We start from the raw sequence: 17,984 nt of genomic DNA on the forward strand, positions 1-17,984 counted from the left end.
TAGGGTTATGCTCACATGAGCAAGTGGTTAGGTGAGGAGAAAAAAGTGGGTGCGATTTCTATCAATGTCGCTGATGGGGCGGCATTCAAAAATTATGATGAAGTGCTGGAGCATATTCACCAGAAACATCTGGCCGATGGGATTGTAAGAGAGACTTACCTCCGAGCGCTGCGTGAACGTGAAGCCGACTATCCAACTGGAATTTTACTTGACGGCTATGCTGTCGCCATCCCCCATTGCGATAGCCAGCACGCCGTCAGCCCGGCGATTTATATCATTCGTTTGCCACAGGAAATAGAAGTTAATCAGGCTGATGGCGATGAAAAATTGTGGGTTCGCCTGGTTGTCAACCTGGTTGTTACCCAACCAGCAGATCAATTGCAGTTGTTGAAGGCGCTGTTTAACCATCTTCAGCTAGCTGATTTTTACCACCAGATGCTGGAGCTTCCCGCTGAAGAAGCAAAGGCATTGTTTATTAACACGATAATTAAATAACAATTACCCGGAGATTTTACCATGATTACTATCCTCGTAGCCTGCGGAAGCGGTGTCGCAACCTCCACACTCGCCGCTGATGAAGTTAAATCGGTTTGTGCTGAATACGGCATTGCCAACTTTAAGATTAATAAATGCAGCATGTCCGAACTGGCCTCTGAAATGCAAAGCGCTGATGTGGTCCTGACGACGAATAATTATAAAGGTGATATTGGTAAGCCGCACATGAGCGTCGCCGGTTTTATTACCGGTATTAACGAAGCCGCACTGCGAAAAAAATTAGGTGAACTGTTAAGCGAAATTTCCAAAGGCTAAAGTCTAAAAAAGACGGGGGATGGTTAAATGGAAATGTTAAAAAGCATCATGTTTACTATTACAAGCATGGGCGCTACAGCAATATTGCCGCTTGTTATTTTCCTTTTAGGTCTGGTTTTTCGAATGAAAGTGGGTGCCGCCATTAAATCTGGCATCACTGTAGGTATCGGTTTCATCGGTCTGGGACTGGTTGTTGGGCTGCTAAATACAGCCCTGCAGCCAGCAATTACGTATTACTCAAAAATTGGCAGCGGGTTCACCGTGGCTGATATTGGATGGCCTGCCGTTGGCGCAGCTGCGTGGGTTGCCCCGTTTGCCGCAATGGTTATTCCTATTGGCATTATCCTGAACTTGGTCCTGGTTCGTCTGAAACTTACCAAAACTCTTAATGTGGACATCTGGAACTACATGCATTTCCTGGTTCCGGGGGCTCTTGCGTATTTCGTCTTTGACAGCTTTTTCCTTGGGTTGGGTGTCGCCGTGGCTCTGAGCGTAGCCGCACTGTTTATTGGCGATCTTATTGCGCCAAGATGGCAGAAATACTACGGCCTCGAGGGGACGACCTGTACCACAATGATCCACATCGGATGGACACTTCCATTTGCATGGATTGTTAACAAAATTATCGATTTCATTCCGGGTTTAAACAAGCTGGATGTGGATTTAGAGAGCGTTCAGAAACGACTGGGTGTATTCGGTGAACCCGCGATTATTGGCGTGATTGTCGGTTGTCTCCTGGGATTGTTAACCAAACAACCCATTACAACCATCGTGCCAATGGCGATGGGCGTGGCTGGCGTCATGGTGCTATTGCCAAAAGTGGTTGGGGTCCTTATGGAAGGACTTAACCCGATAGGTAAGAGTGCTAAAGAAATCATGCAAAAGCAGATGGGTAAAGATGCGGAACTGAATATTGGAATGGACTGCGCCCTTGCGCTTGGCGATCCGGCAACGGTTACTGTCACCGTTATTACTATTCCCCTGACAATGCTTTGTGCGCTGGTTTTACCGGGTATTCAGATATTCCCAATCGGCGTATTGATGTCAATTATCTACATGACGACCATGACCGTCATGGTCAGTAATGGCAACGTTATTCGCTCAATTATCTCAACCTTACTGTTCTGTGTAGTGGTTATGTATCTGGGGGGATATGTCGCGCCCGGTGCAACTCAGTTCCTGAACGGTGCTGGCGTCGGCCTGCATGGCCAGGGTACGGACTTCGTATTAACCGGCCCATGGGAGATTCTGACCTACTGGTTGAGCACAGTTACGCATTAATTTAGGGAGTTGACTCAAATGGCACAAATTTTACCATCAATATTTGGTGCAAACATATTACGTTTGCAGGAAGAAATTCAGTTTCTGGAAACGGAAAAAACAGAAATTCTGCATGTTGATTTAATGGATGGCACTTATGTAAGCAATATAGCTTTCGGTCCTAATCAAATTGCGGCAATGAAAAAAGCCAGTTCAATGACATTTGATGTGCATATGATGCTGGCAAACCCGGAAAGACATATCGATGATGTTATAAAAACCGGGGCGGAAATGATCTCGGTTCATTATGAATCAACGCCGCACGTGCATTATATTATCCAGAAGATCAAGAAAGCCGGACGCAAAGCCGGTGTAGTACTCAATCCGGGGACCCCGGAACACGTAATTGAATATCTTTTAGATGATATTGACTATATCTTGATTATGACCATCAACCCAGGTCAGCCTGGTCAGACATTTATTGAAAAAAGTCTGGAGAAGATCAGGAATACTAAAAAGATGGTTGCCGGACATAATATTCAGATTGAGGTTGATGGCGGCGTTAATGCTGAAATTGCTAAAAAGGTAAAAGAAGCGGGTGCTGATTTAATTGTTGTTGGTGGCGCGTTATTTAATGATGCACCGAGAGAAAGCTATCAGAAATTAAGGGCAGCGATCCAATAGCAGTTCGGTGCCAAATAAACACAATAACCCTACACGCCATTAATGGCATTGATTAAATCACCAATTACCTGAAAGGGGAGTCGTCCTCCCCTTTGTCATGAGATTTTGAGGAGTATAGTGAAATGAGTAATTTTGAAGGTAAAGTCGCGCTAGTAACTGGTGGGGCACATGGAATCGGTAAAGGAATTGCTAAGCAATTCGCGGACCGTGGGGCTCATACTGTCATTGTCGATTATAACGAAGAAAATGGTAAAAAGACGGCCGAAGAGTTAACTTTCGGTAATGTTAAATCCTTATTCGTTAAAACCGATGTATCCGATCCGAAAGCTCTGGAAAACGTTCGTGAGCAGGTTTTTCAAACCTTCGGACGTATTGATATTTTGGTATTAAACGCTGGTGTGGCGTTTGCTAATAAGGTTAATAACATCACTTTTGAAGAGTGGAATAAGACGATTGCAATTAACCTTACTGGCCTGTTTAACACCGTTAAAGCATTCTACGACGACTTCACTACTAACCATGGTTCTATCGTTTATATCTCATCCGGCTCGGCGCTTTCCGGTACTGGCGGTGGCGTGAGTTACCCGGCCAGTAAAGCTGGCGGTGAAGGATTGATTCGTGGTCTGGCAAAAGAACTGGGACCTAAGGGTGTCAATGTTAATGCTATCGCCCCACGCCTGATTGATACCGGTGAAATGATGCGCGTCAATTATCCTACCCAGGCCGATCTTGATGCTGTTCTGGAAAAAATTCCAGTGCGCCGCCTTGGCACCATTGACGATGTAGCAAACCTTGCAATCTTTTTGGCTGATAAAGACAACTCGTACATCCAGGGGCAAACCATTCTGATGGATGGTGGTCGTACCATCGCTTAAAGGGAGGGAATCACATGAGCGTTCAACAAAATACTTTAAGTATCCTGCGCGAGTTGCAGCAAAATGCGATGAAGATTGATGATGCCCAGGCTACCCAATTCGTCGCACAGATTAAGAATGCCAAACATATCTTTCTGCAGGGCGCGGGTCGTAGCGGCATCGCCATCCGCGGCTTTGCAAACCGCCTTCTCCACCTCGGTTTCTCAGTAAGCGTAGTGGGCGAAATTTCTTCTCCTCATACGAAACCGGGCGACCTGGTCATTATTGGCTCCGGTAGCGGTGAGACCGGCAGTCTGGTGAGCCTGGCGCAGAAGGCCGTAGCCTGTGGCGTGGATGTGGCGCTTGTCACAATGAAAGCGGAGTCCACAATCGGCAAACTGGCCAAAAGTACTCTTGTATTGCCTGGAACTGTGAAAGAAGACAACGATCGCGAAGAAGGTGCTTTTTCGCAGCCTATGGGATCGGCTTTTGAGCAACTCTGCTTTATCACCTATGACGCTATCGTGCTTGAGCTGATGGCCCAACTCGGTGAAACCAGCGACACGATGTTTAAGAGACACGCTGACCTTGAGTAATCGCCCGGAAACGTCCCCTCAAGGGACGTTTCCTTTTTAGCATTAATGTCGTTGGTTCTTTTGTGCATGAACAAAGATTCTTCTTATAACAATATTGGACATCTAGCCTGGTGTGCTTTGGTAGCTCTCGGCATTCAACGACACGATCGGCTTGTTATTACCGAGGCGCAGGAAAATATATTTCTGATCCGCTGGTTGGCCGATGCCAGAAAACAGAAAAGATTCCCCAGAAATTTAACTGAGCACATAGACTGGCTACTTGCTCAGGGGCGTCGACTTGGCGTTCGGGCACGTCTGAATCAGAAACTGCATTATTTATGGCTTATGAGCAGCGGCGATCTTCACAATATGCCGGATCTACTTCGATTGACCTATGCTATCGAAATGGCAAAAGCTGGCGGTTGGCAGTATGACCTTGTTGATGAGAAGAAGATGGCGGCTGGTATCAGCAAATTCCAGAATATGAATTCGTTTTGCCTGGAAAGAACAGCTATTGAGAATGGATTTGATTCTAGCGGGAAACAGATAGCCCCACTTCATATTCGGGTGTTTGGTCAAGTTGAGAGGCTGCTGTCACTTCTGGAGTGCTTTGGACTTAAACTCGATGCAATAGAATCGTATTCAAATGAATTTTCTGCAGCCGAATCACCGATTTTTTTACTACAGCCAGTGATGGCCTGACGTAGATACGCATCACGGTATATTTAGTCACTGACCAATAGGGATGTTAACACTACGCTTTATATCAACATGGGACAGACCTTTAAATTCTTGTACCGCATTTGACGCAGTGTTTATCACCATCAGAATCGTTGCCAAACAAAATACAATGCCGGCCTCTGATAGACGGACTGGCTCCAGTTTCGACAGTATATCCTTGGTTTCTCTGTATTTGATGTTGTCTTTCATCTTTGCGTCAAGGTATATGCAGGTCATAAGTACTTTACTGGCGACATTACGTTAGTCATGTTCAAACCACGGGCGTTCAGTCTGGTATTCCGGATGGTATTGCAGCGTACTGCCACAGAGATGACAGTTGTAGCGGTCGAAGGGAGCGGTCTGTGCAGTATGGGTATTGGCAACTGCTGCGGTGTATTTCCAGAGCGGAATAAAGGCTGGCAACCGTGTGAATGTCGCTCAGTCTGGCAACTATCGTGAACCGTTCAGCGAGTCGGACATCAAGAGCGCAGTGGCCTTTTTTAATATCGTATTCTGTTCCTCCAGGCGGCGAACCTGCTTTTCCAGCTCGCGGATACGTTGCTGGTCTGGAGTAAGGGGTGTGGCAGAGGGCGTAATCCCTGGCGCTCTCGCCTGAGCTGGCGTACCCAGCTCTCAAGAGTGGTGGAACCGACATTCATCGCTTCACTGGCTTGTCGATATGAGTAGCCCTTATCAAGAATCAGCTGTGCACATTCCAGCCTGAACTCAGGGGAAAGTACTCTTAGTTTTCTTGTTCATTAAGTCACCTGTTTTGTGTTGAGGTGAGAATATCACCTTTAATCAGGTGGCCAAATTTAGTGTGCCACTACACACTAACGGGGCGTTATGGCTTCTATTGTCTGAAATCTGATACATTGCACAAACATCATGTGGATAGCTGTAAAATTCATCAGTATGATTATGTGTGCCATTGCCAGTTAAGAAATGCGGAGAGGACAATATGGATGTTACTGATGAGGCTTTGTTGAGTTCTGGCTTTACACCATCGGATTTGAAGAAGATAAAGAACAACGTTGAAAGCTATGGTGGAACGTTGGGGAATGCAATCAGGGACCTGGCCAGGCGATTTATTCTTGCCGTGTGGGTTGTATCCGGTTGCGTTGCTGTATTCATTTTTCTTGTGATGTTCGCATCTGAGCAGAGTGTTTTCTCTGGTGCTATTGGCCTTTCTTGTGGCGCAGCGGTTGCAATTTTTATACAACCGCCTGTACTTGCTTATAAATCTTGGCGATTCTGTAGAGCGAACAAATCTTAATTAGTACTGTTATCAGTAGCCAGAAGATCAAAAATGACTTTCGCTTTGACACCATATCCAGCGATTTTCATCGTTAGCTTAGGCTTGCTCATTGTGTCAACTTTTCGGTAGTAATCACGCGGCAGCCAACGGAATAATCGCCAAGCTCCGGGTTTCCTTGCTAAGCCGAAGATACTATAGACACTCGCCCCTAGAGTCACCGTATTATAAAGAGCTAATCCACTTTTTGGGCTAAACCCCATAAATTGTGCGGTCTCCATTGCGCCATCAGCAAAAATTCCTTCCGATTTGGATTGTTCTCCATAGCGAAGATGGCTTGCTTCTTTTGTTATACCGTTAATACCATCAACAAATAAAACTGCTCCTGCAAGAACTCCAATAGGGGTCATAGTGGACATCATAACCATCCCACCAAATAATGCTGCTCCAGATACCACTATATGGATTGCCGAAATCACGTATCCGACGATTTTATTGTTTTCCCTGACAAACTCGATCTTTGCATAAAGTTGGGCGGCTCTGGTTCTTAACAGGCGTTCTTGTTCTTGCAGATTATCTGTTTCGGCACGCAGATTCTTGATGCATGCAATGCATTCTTCATCGGTTTTAGCTCGTCGTGCTGTTTCAAATTCTTTATCTACAACCTGTTTTATCTCTTCGACAAACTTGATTCGTGTAAGACCATCTTGCAAATAGAATGCTGACAGCCGGTTTGCTGTTTCGACGAGTTTCCGGGCTTCAAGATTCACCATGGTATCTGACCATGTTCTGTTCCAGCCCCTGTTGAGCAGCGCAATATCCATTAAAGACTCCTTCCCAAAATGTGTCTGGTCATTTTACGTGCAGTAAGGTCGAAGACAACAGGAAATGCTTTCCCAACGTCTGATTTTAGCGGAACGAACACATAATCAAACTCTGAGACTCCACATGGTAATTCTCTATTTTTCATCGTCCGACGTTTCAAACGTCCTGGAGTACGGGCAGGACTGCGAGCGCGTCACTAGCGTAATAAGCAATGCCCCATCAAGCGGAAGCTAGTACAGGCTGCGTTTAATACGCAGACCGAAGAGTTTTACTTTAACGCTGACGATTCTGTTATGTCGTTTCGTGAATGCAAAGAGGCGAACGGAATTGGCCGTAAGACCCACACCTGCCGCGCAGAGACTGAGCAATGGCTAAATAAAGAGCCTGCTCGTTATGTTGAGCCACTGCCGCCAGACTTCCCCGGCGTTCGCCTGGACGATGCCACATTGAAACCGCGCGAGCACGCCGTCCCCGAATCGACAACCGGATAGAATGCTTTTCTCAAAGCCTGCCGCGAGTTCCTGATTTGCGATGATTTCATCCTGAAAAGAATCTGCTAAAGCTGGGCGCTGACTCTATGACCGATCATCCGTGGCGATTCAGAGAGATACATCAGGTCATCCTTAACCCGACGCATATCCAGAAGGTGATTAATCTGCGAAGTGATTCATTACGCAGGCAAAGCGGGGTGAAAAGTTATCGCCAATAAGAACCGTTTCCTCATTCAGCCGCTTTAACATATACAGCTTGTCGGCACGTTCGTAAGCGTCGAAGAAAAGATAATCGACAGCGTCCGTTGCTTCATCATCGGGGGATTTTTCGCGTCCCTCGGGAGTGAGCATGAAAACGCCGGCAGTATGTCCAAGCGGACGAGCATACCGAAAGAACAATTTTCGGTTTACAGCAAACTCGCCGTCATCGCTTTTGAGCTTTCCTTGCACTGATAATGAAAGGTGCCCGGAGTTGTAGCTGGTAATCAGCATGATTCCATGGAGTTCCTTTTTGGTATTCTGGATGTCGAGTATCGACGTGAATTCCGAGGAGCAGGAAAAACTGATTTCTTGTTTTTTAGCATTCCCAGTGATAATCAAATAAGCGATTGCTGCCAGCCCAATAATGACGATTACGACTGACCAGAGTAAAAAAGAGTGATCGCTTTCCTGCTTCATATCATTCCTCATGATGGCGATACTGGCTGATGCAATGGTAATAGCCGAGGTTGAGGCCGCATTCAGCGGCAAACGACCAATCAACCAGGTTATGGTTGCTCGCCCAGGTATTAAGATACAGATCTTTAGGGTGCGAGCAGTTGGGGCTAATCCCCACGGACTTGAAAATATCCAGCGCTTTCTTTTCGCTTATCGTGTCTGTGAGGGCATTTCCTAATATATGTACACGGCATTGCTCGTAGTCGATGGTGCGCAAGATAGCCGCGTCCGTCATGGCTATATGATTGGGTATCCATGTTAACCACGCTGTCGCCAGCACGGCGATGCTGGTAATTAACGCTGTGATAGCGACAGGCCATCGGTTTGGTTTCTTTCTCCTCGGCGTCGATGCAACATAGGCAACTCTGGCGGCCGTTTGCGCTTCTTCCATTTGCTGAATATTGATATTGACGTCGCCCATCCGAAATCCAATACGAGGAATGGTAACGATGAGTTCTGCAGGATGACCTGTTGACGTAATGGCTTTACGCAAAAATGAAATGTGCTGGTTAAGATTCGCATCCGTCGCTCTGGCGCCATTCTGCTGAAAAACATTCAGCAGAATTTCATCGCGCGAAGATATCTCTTTACCATTTTGCAACAAATAGAGCAGTAATTGTGTGGCCACATTATTCAATGTAGCTATTTCACCAGATGCCACGTCTTTTAGGGTATTTTTAAGTGGTCTGAAAACTAAACCATCACTAATAATTACGGATTTAATTTTGTTTATTGGTATATGAGAAATCACTGATGTCTCCTTTAAAGCAGGATATCTCGCATTCGAGTGGGGGAAGCAACAGCATAACATAATTCATTTATAAAAAGAGGTTGTGCCATAGATCGATTTATTATCATTTACATAACAATATTTTAATATTCTTTATGTAATCATTCATTCTCCTTCCTTTCTTTCACTATCTTATTGTCAGCACTCACTTTTGGTATCCCTTTCAATTTTTAAAAATATTTTATAAATATATTCTGCCAGTTATCTGTTCTAAATTAAAAAATAGTTGATAGTTAAAAACTCTATAAAAACTATAAATAATAGACATTAACACTGTTAGTTGCGTGTTTTTTGGCTGATTTTTAGGTAAAAGATCGATCTGCAGGCGGGAAAGCAACACGATTTCCTGAGTTTGATTGATTCCGTATTTTGGCATTGTGTCAATTTTTCGTCGACTTAATATAAGCCCCGAAACAGCGTAAACGACTGTGGACGGTATTTCTGATGGAATACCAATGAACTTCAAAATACGGTGCGGCTTGAGATGGATTGTTTGCAAGGATATGCGCTGCCGCCACCGCGAGATCGGGCTTTCCCGGACAGGAATTGTCTGTGGAAATAGATCGTCGAAATAACCAAAACACAGATATAAGGTTAAGTAGTAATATGAAAATGAAAAACGTGGCTGTGGCCTGTGCGCTGATGGCGGGAATGACTTTTACTGCATCTTCTGCTTTCGCTGCAAAAAATGTTGAACCGACTAACGGTAAAATCCACTTCACCGGTTCTCTCGTTAATTCCGCATGTGGTCTGGCGCCAGAATCCAGCCCGGTGCAGGTGAATTTTGGCGAGATCCCAACCTCTCAGTTAAAAGACAACCAACGTGCTGGCGTTAAACATGCCAAAATCGTTCTGCAGGGTTGCGATACGACTGTCGCAAAAACCGCTACCGTGACTTATACCCCGGCAACGATTGATGCAGACAACAACGCGCTAGCCGCCTTCACCTCTGGTACCGCCAAGGGCGCAGGCATCGGTATGGTTGACAGCGGCAACCAGGATGTTGAGTGGGGTAAAGCTGCCTCTCAGGTCAACATTACCGATGGCGAAACCGACATTGATTTCGTCGCTTACCTGCAGGCAAACAACGCATCTGCAGCGGTAACTCCGGGTGATTTTGAATCTACCGTTAATTTCCAGATCGATTATCAGTAACGATCTGCAGCGGGCGCATTAACGCGCCTGCTTAACCCTTCCTGCGAATAACTGAAAGGAAATGCGGTTATGCCTGGATGGCGTATTTTACTGCTTTTTATCTTCATATCGCCTGCATGGGTTTCGGCTGACACTCAACGTCTTGTCAGTACGCCCGGAAAAATGCGTATGCGGGGAAATATTATTGAAGCTGCTTGTTATGTCGATCCGCGCGACCGGTCGCTACTGGTTGAATTTGATGACCTCTCAGCCAGAGATATTTCCGGAAAACCTGAAAAAGTATCTGCGCATGATTTCAGCATTCATTTGCTGGGATGCTCACTAGGGGATTCTCAACATCCCGGTAATGTGTTTCAACGCGCCAATATTACTTTTTCCGGCGCAGCCGATACCGACAATCCAGATTATCTGAGCGTGCAATCGGAAACTGAAAATTTAGCGATAGAAATATACGACAGCAAAGGACAGCAAATTCACCTGGGCGAACCATCACCGGACTATGTACTTAACCCAGGAAAAAATACGCTCAAATTTACGGCTTATTTGATCTCCCGCGATGGAAGAATGACATCTGGCGAATTTACTGCGGTCACGCATTTTGTTGTGAATTATCTCTGAGCTGCACTGCAATTCGGGTATCTGAAGGTTGCGAACGAAAATGATCACGCTGAAAACAGATAAAAAACGTCTGGCGCTTTTTATTGCTCTGGTCTGCGCCGCTTCATGGGCTGAAGCGGATGAGGCCATTGAATTTAATACCGACGTACTGGATGCCAGCGACAGGCACAATGTCGATTTACAGCGTTTTTCCGAAGGCAACTTTGTGGCTCCCGGAGAATATCTGCTGGATGTTCGTATTAACAGCCAGGAGATTCCTCAACAGTCAATCCGTTATATCGCCGATCCGGCCAATTCACATAAATCTATGGCGTGTCTGACGCCGCAACAACTCGAATTACTGGCGCTTAAAGAAGAGGCGCTGACTCATATTCATCCGCTTAACGCAAACTGCTATGACATTTCCCGCCTGCCGGGTGTGGCGCTGAATAATAGCGCAGGCGTACTGGACATTACCGTGCCTCAGGCATGGATGAAATATACCGACCCAGACTGGACGCCGCCGGAGCGCTGGGATAACGGCGTCGCCGGGCTGATTTTTGACTACAGCATCTCAGGGCAGGCCACGCATTACGAACAGGGCGGCGATCATTATCGCTCGCTGTCCGGCTATGGGCAGACAGGTTTTAACCTCGGCGCATGGCGTTTTCGTGGCCAGTATCAGGCCAATTACGCTTCAGATGGTAATCATGGGCGTATCGACTGGGATCAGATCTACGCTTATCGCCCGTTACCGATGCAGGCTGCAAAACTGACGGTCGGCGAAATCTATCTCAATTCTCAGGTTTTTGACTCGGTGCGCTTCACCGGGGTCAACCTCGCCAGCGACGAACGTATGCTGCCGCCAAATTTGCAGGGCTACGCGCCTGAAGTGCACGGCATCGCCCGCAGTAATGCGAAGGTCACCGTCAGTCAGCAGGGCCGTGTTATCTATCAAACCACCGTTCCTGCGGGGCCGTTTAATATTCAGGATCTGCACGGTTCGGTACGCGGTACGTTGGATGTGCGGGTCGAAGAGCAGGATGGCAGCGTACAAACTTTTCAGGTCAATACGGCTGATATTCCTTACCTGACGCGCCCGGGCTATGTTCGCTACAACGCCGCGGTCGGCAAGCCATCGCGTTATAACCACGACGTTCAGGGCCCTGCGTTTTATAGCGGCGATTTTTCCTGGGGGGTGAGCAATGCATGGTCACTGTACGGGGGCGCGTTGCTCACCGGCGAGCGCTACAACGCCTGGTCGATGGGGATTGGACGGGATTTAAGCTGGCTGGGAGCGCTGTCGGCCGATGCGACGCAATCCGTGAGTCGGGTGAAGCATCAGGCTGAACAAAAAGGCATGTCCTTTAAGCTCAGCTATGCCAAAACCTTTGATGAGTACAACAGCGCGATTACCTTTGCCGGATACCGCTTTTCACAGCGTAACTTCCGCACCTTCTCGCAGTTTCTCGACGAGCAGTATGAAAGTAACAACAGCGCCGGCAACGAAAAAGAGATGTACACCGTTACCGGCAACAAAACCTTTTTTGCTGACGATCCGCATTTAGCGACCACGCTCTACCTCACCTATACCCACCAGAACTATTGGGATCGCGGTTCCCAGGATCGTTACGGGTTATCGATGGGACACAGTTTTTCCTTCGCGGGTATCCAGGGGATCAGCGCCAACCTTGCGGCTTATCGCTCTGAGTATCAGGGCAAACGGGACGACAGTCTCTCGCTTTCAATTTCAGTGCCATGGGGCGATGGCCGCTCTATGGATTATGAATTACAGAACAGCGGTAACCAGACCAGCCAAATGGTTTCGTATTCCGATAACCGCGATCGCAACAATCCGTGGCGCTTGCGCGCAGGGGGTTCCGGGGAAGGTCATACGGCATTTGATGGCTATTACCAGCACCGCAGCATGATGGCGGAACTGGAATCCAACGTCAGCTGGCAGCAATCACGCTATTTCTCCGTTGGCGGCACGGTACGCGGCGGCTTTACGGCGACGCGTCACGGCGCGGCGTTACATAACAGCCAGGCGTCAATGAATACCGCCAGAGTGATGGTTGATACCGATGGCGTTGCCAATGTGCCGCTTAACGGCGAACAGGCGCACTCAAATCGTTTCGGTATTGCTGTTGTACCGGACGTCGTCAGCTATCACAGCTTTGATACCCGTATCGATGTGGACGCCATGGATGAGGACATTTCCGCGACCAAAGCGATCGTGACTAACACCCTGACGGAAGGCGCCATTGGCTACCAGCGCTTTGCCGTCGCGCAGGGGCAAAAAATGATGGCACTGCTGCGCCTGAAGGATGGCTCGGTGCCGCCGTTTGGCGCCGAAGTGTTTAACGCCAACGGCGTCAGCGTCGCCATGGTGATGGAAAACGGCATGGCCTGGATTGCGGGGGTGAATCCGTCCGAGCGTCTTTCCGTTGCCTGGGCCGGTCGTGCGCAGTGTCACTTACAGGTGCCGCAACAAATCAACCCGGAAGGTAACGTGCTGTTGCCTTGTGAATAATTTCAATAACCTGAATGAATTTTGTCATGAATAATAAATCTCTTAATTTCGCGCGCCGTTGGCTTAAACCCGTGGCCTGTGGCCTGTTTTTTATTGCCCAGATCAATGCTTCATGGGCGGGAATTGCGCTCGACCGTACCCGCATGATCATCACCGGTGATGCGCGCTCGGTAAGTGCGAACTTAACCAACACCAGTCCGAGTATTCCCTTTCTGGCTCAGTCGTGGGTAGAGGACGCCCACGGAACAAAAATTACCTCGCCATTAATGGTCTTACCGCCGCTGCAACGGATTAACGGTGGGCAGAAGGGAATCGCCCGCGTGACGAAAACCAGCGGAATTAACGCGTTGCCACAGGATCGCGAGAGTCTGTTCTATTTGAACGTGCGTGAAATTCCGCCAAAACCGGATAAGCCGAACGTACTGCAGTTGGCGATGCAGTCGCGGATCAAATTGTTCTATCGGCCGACAGCTATCGTGCCGGAAACGCCGGGGGCCGTGTGGCAAAACCAACTGACCTTTCACAAACAGGGTCAGCGCTGGACCGTGGATAACCCAACGCCATACTTCGTCACCTTAATCGGCTTAAGCCGCAAACCTGAAGCCCAGGGCGGCGGCAGGCTGACTGATTTCCCGGGGATTATGATCTCGCCGAAATCCTCCCTCGATTTCAAGGTTTCGGATGCCAGCGTCAGCCAGTTCAGCATGATGTACGTGAACGATTTTGGCGGTCACCCTGAATTGAAATTCAGCTGTACAGGCAATGTGTGTAAAGCATTGCCGATGGAGCAACAGCCCCGGTAAAGGACTCGTAAATGAAAAAGATGCTTTGCGCTCTGCTGATGGCAGGCATGGCCTGCTCGGTTCAGGCCACAAGCGGCCGCCATGATATGAGCAACGTTTCCGGCGAGTATGGCAACGTCCGCTTTCATGGCCGGGTATTCGTTTCGCCGTGCGTGCTGGATATGGCTTCACGCGATCAGACCATCGATCTCGGTGATATTTCCGCCAGCCGCTTTCGCCAGAGCGGCGATCGCAGCGATCCGGTATTGGTGACGCTGCACCTGAATGGCTGCTTAAAAGGCTCCGGGCACACGTTAAAGGATTTCCCTGGGCAGACCAGCGAGCTCCCTGAGCTGGCGCACAGTACGGTGGAGCGTGGCGTTTCGATGACTCTGATGGCCGAAAGCGCGCCGGAAAACAGCGATCTTGGGCGGATTCGCGGCGATGTGCGCGGCGCGGGCATTCGGCTACTGACCGAACGCAACCAGTTGATCCATCTGAATCAACCGCAACGCATGTGGATCCTCAAACCGGGCGATAACGCGATTCACTTTCTTGCCGCGCTGGAATCTTTTGGGCAGGAGGTGACCGCTGGCGACTTTAACGGTCTGGTCAGACTTAAGCTGGAGTATCTATGAGCGTATTGCACAAAGCACTGCTGTGGGTCGCCCTGGCGGGCTGTCCGCTGGCCGGGCAGGCATTTACCCTCGGAGAGGGAGAACCACAGGGCGGTTCGCCACATCAGTACGATATTGAACTGAGCTCGCTGGATGTCAGCAAAAACCACGAGGGCGGCAGAACGGATCCGTTCACCTGGAATTTGGGCAGTTGGTATGTCGTGGATTTTCATTGTGAGCAGGCCGACATCTCGCGACAGCCGATTTACTACACAACCACGACCACCATGCCGCCTTCTAATCAGGGAGCGAACCGTTTTCGTCTGAATGAGTACCTGGATGTGGAAGTCCAGGTATGGGTCGCCGGGCGGTATAACAACTATGTTCAGGCGCCGTTCACCAACTTTTCGAATCGCTACAACGACCATAACTGCAAAAAGCGCAAAGGCTACGAGCGAGCTACTAACATTGAAAGTGGCTCTAAAGGGAAAGTGACGTTTATTGTCACTAAACCCATTATTAACGGCATCAATATTACCTCTCAGTCGCTGGTGGAGGTTGCTGGACGTCTGGGCAACGCGGGACCTACGCCGACAACGCCAATTTCCCGTGTGGTCATTAAATCCGGGCTCATTACCGTACCGGACAAATGCATCTTTAATCGGGGAGACAAAATCAGCATTGAATTTGGCGATCTGCCAGGCTCCGCCGCCCGGCTCAACGGCACCAACTACAGCAAGTCGATCCCCATTCATGTGGTCTGCGAGGGGGGGAGCTTCGATCAGGGCGCGTTGAACATTAATCTTGGCGTACAAACTACCACGGCGTCAGGCACGGCGGGGTTTAACGATCATCTCCTCGGCACGCTGAGCGGTGGCCAAAAACGCGACGACCTTGGCATCGTGATTAAAGACGCGAGCGGCGGCACCGTCGTGCCCAATCAATTCTACAACGTGAAGGGTTTTTACCAGAATCAGGGCGACTGGAATCTTACCGCCGCGCCGGTGGCAAAACCGGGCGTGGGAAGCGTTAAAGAAGGTGAGTTTGAAGCTTCTGCCACCGTTGTCGCGCAGTTTCAGTAGGGGGATGCCATGAGATTTACGGCGTTAATCGCGACCAGCGCGCTACTGCTTGGCGGCTTGGCGCAGGCCGACACTAAGCTGGTCGGCGGCGATATGTATTTTCACGGCACCATTCGAGCGTTGGCCTGCAGCCTTGTGCCAGGAGGCGACAAAATCGAGGTCGATTTCGGGCAAATCGCGACGCAGGATCTCTATCTCTCGGGGCGCAGTAAGCCGAAAAAATTCAGCATTGAGTTACGCGACTGCAACCCTGAGGTTTTTCGCGGGATCTCGGTCACTTTCAGCGGGCGTGAGGATGCGGAGTTGGCGGATCATCTGGCGCTGGATAGCAGTGAACAAGGCGCCTCCGGAATCGGCATTGGAATGAGCGAAGAGGATGGTACGGCAATCCGCCTTGATGAAAGCACGTCAGTCAAAGAGATTACTGAAGGCTCGATGACGCTGAACTTTTTGGCATGGGTCGCGGCGGAACCGTCGGCGATAAAAAATCAGACTCTCGAATACGGCCCCTTCAGCGCCAGCGGGACCTGGACGCTGAACTACCAGTAGCATGATGAACGCATTGCATCGTATTGCGCCGCTGCCGGCGCAGAAAGTATTGCTCGTTGTCAGTCTGCTGTTCTGGGGCGGGGCAATGCATCTCTACTGGCCGAATAACGGCGGTAGCGGTTTGTCGTTGCCGCTAAATATTACGGCCTGGATTTATGCCGTTGTGCTGGCAGCTAGCGCATCGATGCTGGTACCTCGTCAACGCTGGCGGATAACTATACCCGCAGCGGGGTTTACGATGGGTGCACTCATTCTAACGTTGCTTTGTCTGTTGACGCCTGAGGTTTGGCGGTCCGAGGCGCTGCTGGTCGCGGGGGCGTTGCTGGGAGGCGTGCTTGTTTATTTGGCGACGTTGCAAATTCCGCTTACGACAAACACGCTGACAGTACTGCTGGCTCTGCTCTGGGGCGCGAGTGTCCTCGAATGTCTGGCGTTTACTTATCAATACTGGCATTGGCCGGGGGTGAATTACTGGGAGTTTGCCTGGCGGCGCGGTACGCGCCCCTACGGTATTTTTCAGCAGGTTAATCTGATGGCCAGCTTCACGGCGTGTGGCGTGCTGCTGTCAGCATTGCTCTTTTTACGGCTACGTGGCGGATATCGAATTATCATCGCGATTGCTCTGGTGCTAATGGGATTTGTACTACATGAGTCTCAGTCGCAAACCGGTTACCTGTCTGTGGCGGTAGGCGAGGCCTTGCTGCTGGCGGTTTTTCCTGCGCAGCGCCGTACGCTGCTGTTACTCCTGCTGCCGCTGGCGATAGGCATGATTGCGGGCGCGCTTGCTCGCCATTTCTTGTCGGTGGTGACGATTAATCACCTGACGACCTCCCAGGTGCGCTGGACGGTGTTGAAAGCATCGCTGGCATTATTTGCCGAACGTCCGTGGGCAGGATGGGGCGTGGGCAGTTTCGCCGCCGTGTTTCTTGAACGCGCGGGTCCGTTGGGGCTGAGTAGCATCTCGCATCCGCATAACGAACTGGCGCTGTGGCTGGTGGAGGGAGGGCTGATTGGATTGCTGGGGGCGCTTTGTTTTATGGCGAGTGGTTTATGGCTCTGGCTATACGGCAATCGCTGGCATCGCGCCTGCCTGGTGGCGGCGCTACCCGTCGTTATCCATATGTTGACGGAATACCCCGTCAGGCAGTCAACGCCACACTGGCTACTGCTGATTTTGTTGCTTCGTTGCGCAGACTGTAGGCGAAAGGGGGCACGGCTGCCGTTCACCCTGGCGACGCTGTTGCGTGCCGTGGCATTGATCGCGGTTGTTGTCATCACACCATTGCTGTTTCTCACGCTGCATACGCAGCAGCAACTGACGCTGGCGGAGCGACAATCAACACAGTGGCGTCTGGCCGAATCTCTTCCTGTAGGAGGCTGGCTGCTTGCCACCCGCTACCGGTTTGATGTCCAGATGGGGTATCTACAACGATACCAACATACCCGCGATGAGCGTTGGCTGGCAGCCGTTCGCCGCTGGGCGCCTGACTATGTGCGTGTTCAACCGGACCCGAATGTCTCCTTCACGCAGATCTTGCTGGCCTTACAGCAGCGAGATCTGGCTGAGGCGCATCGTCTGGCGACGCGCTTTTGTCTGTTATACCCGAATGATAGGCGTATTCCATGGCTGCAGAATGCGCGACGTCCTTTTAATCAAATAATGGAGTGAGATAAGCAAATCCTCTTAT

Annotated in this window: 20 protein-coding genes and 1 pseudogene; 17 read left to right on the forward strand and 4 right to left on the reverse strand. The window is 49.5% G+C overall.

Annotation, left to right across the window (positions count from 1 at the left end; genetic code table 11):
• Nucleotides 1–15: 15 nt before the first annotated feature.
• The 7 genes from gatA (at nucleotide 16) to PGR10_RS11945 (ending at nucleotide 4,885) form a co-directional block, all read left to right on the forward strand.
• Entirely contained in the window at nucleotides 16–495 is a 480-nt protein-coding gene (gatA, locus tag PGR10_RS11915; protein WP_430923512.1) for a PTS galactitol transporter subunit IIA, read from the forward strand.
• Nucleotides 496–516: 21 nt separating this feature from the next.
• The gene (locus PGR10_RS11920; RefSeq protein WP_000628511.1) at nucleotides 517–810 is read left to right on the forward strand and encodes a PTS sugar transporter subunit IIB; all 294 of its coding nucleotides are present in this window, start codon (nucleotides 517–519) and stop codon (nucleotides 808–810) included.
• 27 nt (nucleotides 811–837) lie between these two features.
• Nucleotides 838–2,091: a PTS transporter subunit IIC gene (locus PGR10_RS11925; RefSeq protein ID WP_430923513.1), complete on the forward strand. Its 1,254-nt coding sequence runs from the start codon at nucleotides 838–840 to the stop codon at nucleotides 2,089–2,091.
• A gap of 18 nt (nucleotides 2,092–2,109) precedes the next feature.
• Entirely contained in the window at nucleotides 2,110–2,754 is a 645-nt protein-coding gene (rpe, locus tag PGR10_RS11930; RefSeq protein WP_430923514.1) for a ribulose-phosphate 3-epimerase, read from the forward strand.
• Between the two features lie 122 nt (nucleotides 2,755–2,876).
• Nucleotides 2,877–3,629, forward strand: a complete 753-nt coding sequence (locus PGR10_RS11935; RefSeq protein ID WP_072124470.1) for an SDR family NAD(P)-dependent oxidoreductase — start codon at nucleotides 2,877–2,879, stop codon at nucleotides 3,627–3,629.
• A 14-nt stretch (nucleotides 3,630–3,643) separates the two neighbouring features.
• A complete protein-coding gene (gene hxlB, locus PGR10_RS11940; RefSeq protein WP_430923515.1) occupies nucleotides 3,644–4,204 on the forward strand; it encodes a 6-phospho-3-hexuloisomerase in 561 nt (186 codons plus the stop codon).
• Between the two features lie 66 nt (nucleotides 4,205–4,270).
• The gene (locus PGR10_RS11945) at nucleotides 4,271–4,885 is read left to right on the forward strand and encodes a DUF2913 family protein (protein ID WP_430923516.1); all 615 of its coding nucleotides are present in this window, start codon (nucleotides 4,271–4,273) and stop codon (nucleotides 4,883–4,885) included.
• 391 nt (nucleotides 4,886–5,276) lie between these two features.
• On the opposite strand, the pseudogene PGR10_RS11950 reads toward PGR10_RS11945, so the two are convergent.
• Nucleotides 5,277–5,698 (reverse strand): annotated as a pseudogene (locus PGR10_RS11950) (transposase); the annotation flags it as partial.
• A gap of 166 nt (nucleotides 5,699–5,864) precedes the next feature.
• Between PGR10_RS11950 and PGR10_RS11955 the strand changes: the two are divergent.
• Nucleotides 5,865–6,179: a hypothetical protein gene (locus PGR10_RS11955; RefSeq protein WP_430923517.1), complete on the forward strand. Its 315-nt coding sequence runs from the start codon at nucleotides 5,865–5,867 to the stop codon at nucleotides 6,177–6,179.
• Here PGR10_RS11955 and PGR10_RS11960 read toward each other — a convergent pair.
• The gene (locus tag PGR10_RS11960; RefSeq protein WP_430923518.1) at nucleotides 6,176–6,982 is read right to left on the reverse strand and encodes a DUF4225 domain-containing protein; all 807 of its coding nucleotides are present in this window, start codon (nucleotides 6,980–6,982) and stop codon (nucleotides 6,176–6,178) included. The two genes, PGR10_RS11955 and PGR10_RS11960, sit on opposite strands and share 4 nt — an antisense overlap.
• A gap of 294 nt (nucleotides 6,983–7,276) precedes the next feature.
• On the opposite strand from PGR10_RS11960, the gene PGR10_RS11965 reads away from it, so the two are divergent.
• Complete coding sequence (locus tag PGR10_RS11965) at nucleotides 7,277–7,474, forward strand: hypothetical protein (RefSeq protein ID WP_430923519.1); 198 nt, start codon at nucleotides 7,277–7,279, stop codon at nucleotides 7,472–7,474.
• Between the two features lie 159 nt (nucleotides 7,475–7,633).
• Here PGR10_RS11965 and PGR10_RS11970 read toward each other — a convergent pair whose 3' ends face one another.
• Both PGR10_RS11970 and PGR10_RS11975 read right to left on the reverse strand, forming a co-directional pair.
• Nucleotides 7,634–8,152, reverse strand: coding sequence for a hypothetical protein (locus tag PGR10_RS11970; protein WP_045391971.1), 519 nt, complete (start codon nucleotides 8,150–8,152; stop codon nucleotides 7,634–7,636).
• Between the two features lies 1 nt (nucleotide 8,153).
• On the reverse strand, nucleotides 8,154–8,942 hold the full coding sequence (locus tag PGR10_RS11975) for a winged helix-turn-helix domain-containing protein (protein ID WP_430923520.1): 789 nt from the start codon (nucleotides 8,940–8,942) through the stop codon (nucleotides 8,154–8,156).
• 645 nt (nucleotides 8,943–9,587) lie between these two features.
• Here PGR10_RS11975 and PGR10_RS11980 point away from each other — a divergent pair.
• From PGR10_RS11980 to PGR10_RS12015, 8 genes are all read left to right on the forward strand, one after another.
• Nucleotides 9,588–10,136, forward strand: coding sequence for a fimbrial protein (locus PGR10_RS11980; protein WP_015369827.1), 549 nt, complete (start codon nucleotides 9,588–9,590; stop codon nucleotides 10,134–10,136).
• A 69-nt stretch (nucleotides 10,137–10,205) separates the two neighbouring features.
• Complete coding sequence (locus PGR10_RS11985) at nucleotides 10,206–10,754, forward strand: fimbrial protein (protein WP_430923521.1); 549 nt, start codon at nucleotides 10,206–10,208, stop codon at nucleotides 10,752–10,754.
• A gap of 40 nt (nucleotides 10,755–10,794) precedes the next feature.
• Nucleotides 10,795–13,266, forward strand: a complete 2,472-nt coding sequence (locus PGR10_RS11990; protein WP_430923522.1) for a fimbria/pilus outer membrane usher protein — start codon at nucleotides 10,795–10,797, stop codon at nucleotides 13,264–13,266.
• Between the two features lie 26 nt (nucleotides 13,267–13,292).
• Entirely contained in the window at nucleotides 13,293–14,069 is a 777-nt protein-coding gene (locus PGR10_RS11995) for a fimbrial biogenesis chaperone (protein ID WP_087859741.1), read from the forward strand.
• Between the two features lie 11 nt (nucleotides 14,070–14,080).
• A complete protein-coding gene (locus PGR10_RS12000; RefSeq protein WP_113373002.1) occupies nucleotides 14,081–14,686 on the forward strand; it encodes a fimbrial protein in 606 nt (201 codons plus the stop codon).
• Entirely contained in the window at nucleotides 14,683–15,747 is a 1,065-nt protein-coding gene (locus PGR10_RS12005) for a fimbrial protein (protein WP_087859739.1), read from the forward strand. The genes PGR10_RS12000 and PGR10_RS12005 overlap by 4 nt, the downstream gene beginning before the upstream one ends.
• Before the next feature lie 9 nt (nucleotides 15,748–15,756).
• Nucleotides 15,757–16,296 carry a fimbrial protein gene (locus PGR10_RS12010; RefSeq protein WP_087859738.1) on the forward strand — a complete coding sequence of 180 codons (540 nt, stop codon included), beginning with the start codon at nucleotides 15,757–15,759 and terminating at the stop codon, nucleotides 16,294–16,296.
• Between the two features lies 1 nt (nucleotide 16,297).
• A complete protein-coding gene (locus tag PGR10_RS12015) occupies nucleotides 16,298–17,965 on the forward strand; it encodes a Wzy polymerase domain-containing protein (RefSeq protein ID WP_430923523.1) in 1,668 nt (555 codons plus the stop codon).
• The last annotated feature ends 19 nt before the right edge of the window (nucleotides 17,966–17,984 follow it).

The sequence above is a fragment of the Klebsiella sp. 141198 genome, assembly GCF_050600785.1.
GTDB classification, from domain to species: domain Bacteria; phylum Pseudomonadota; class Gammaproteobacteria; order Enterobacterales; family Enterobacteriaceae; genus Klebsiella; species Klebsiella aerogenes.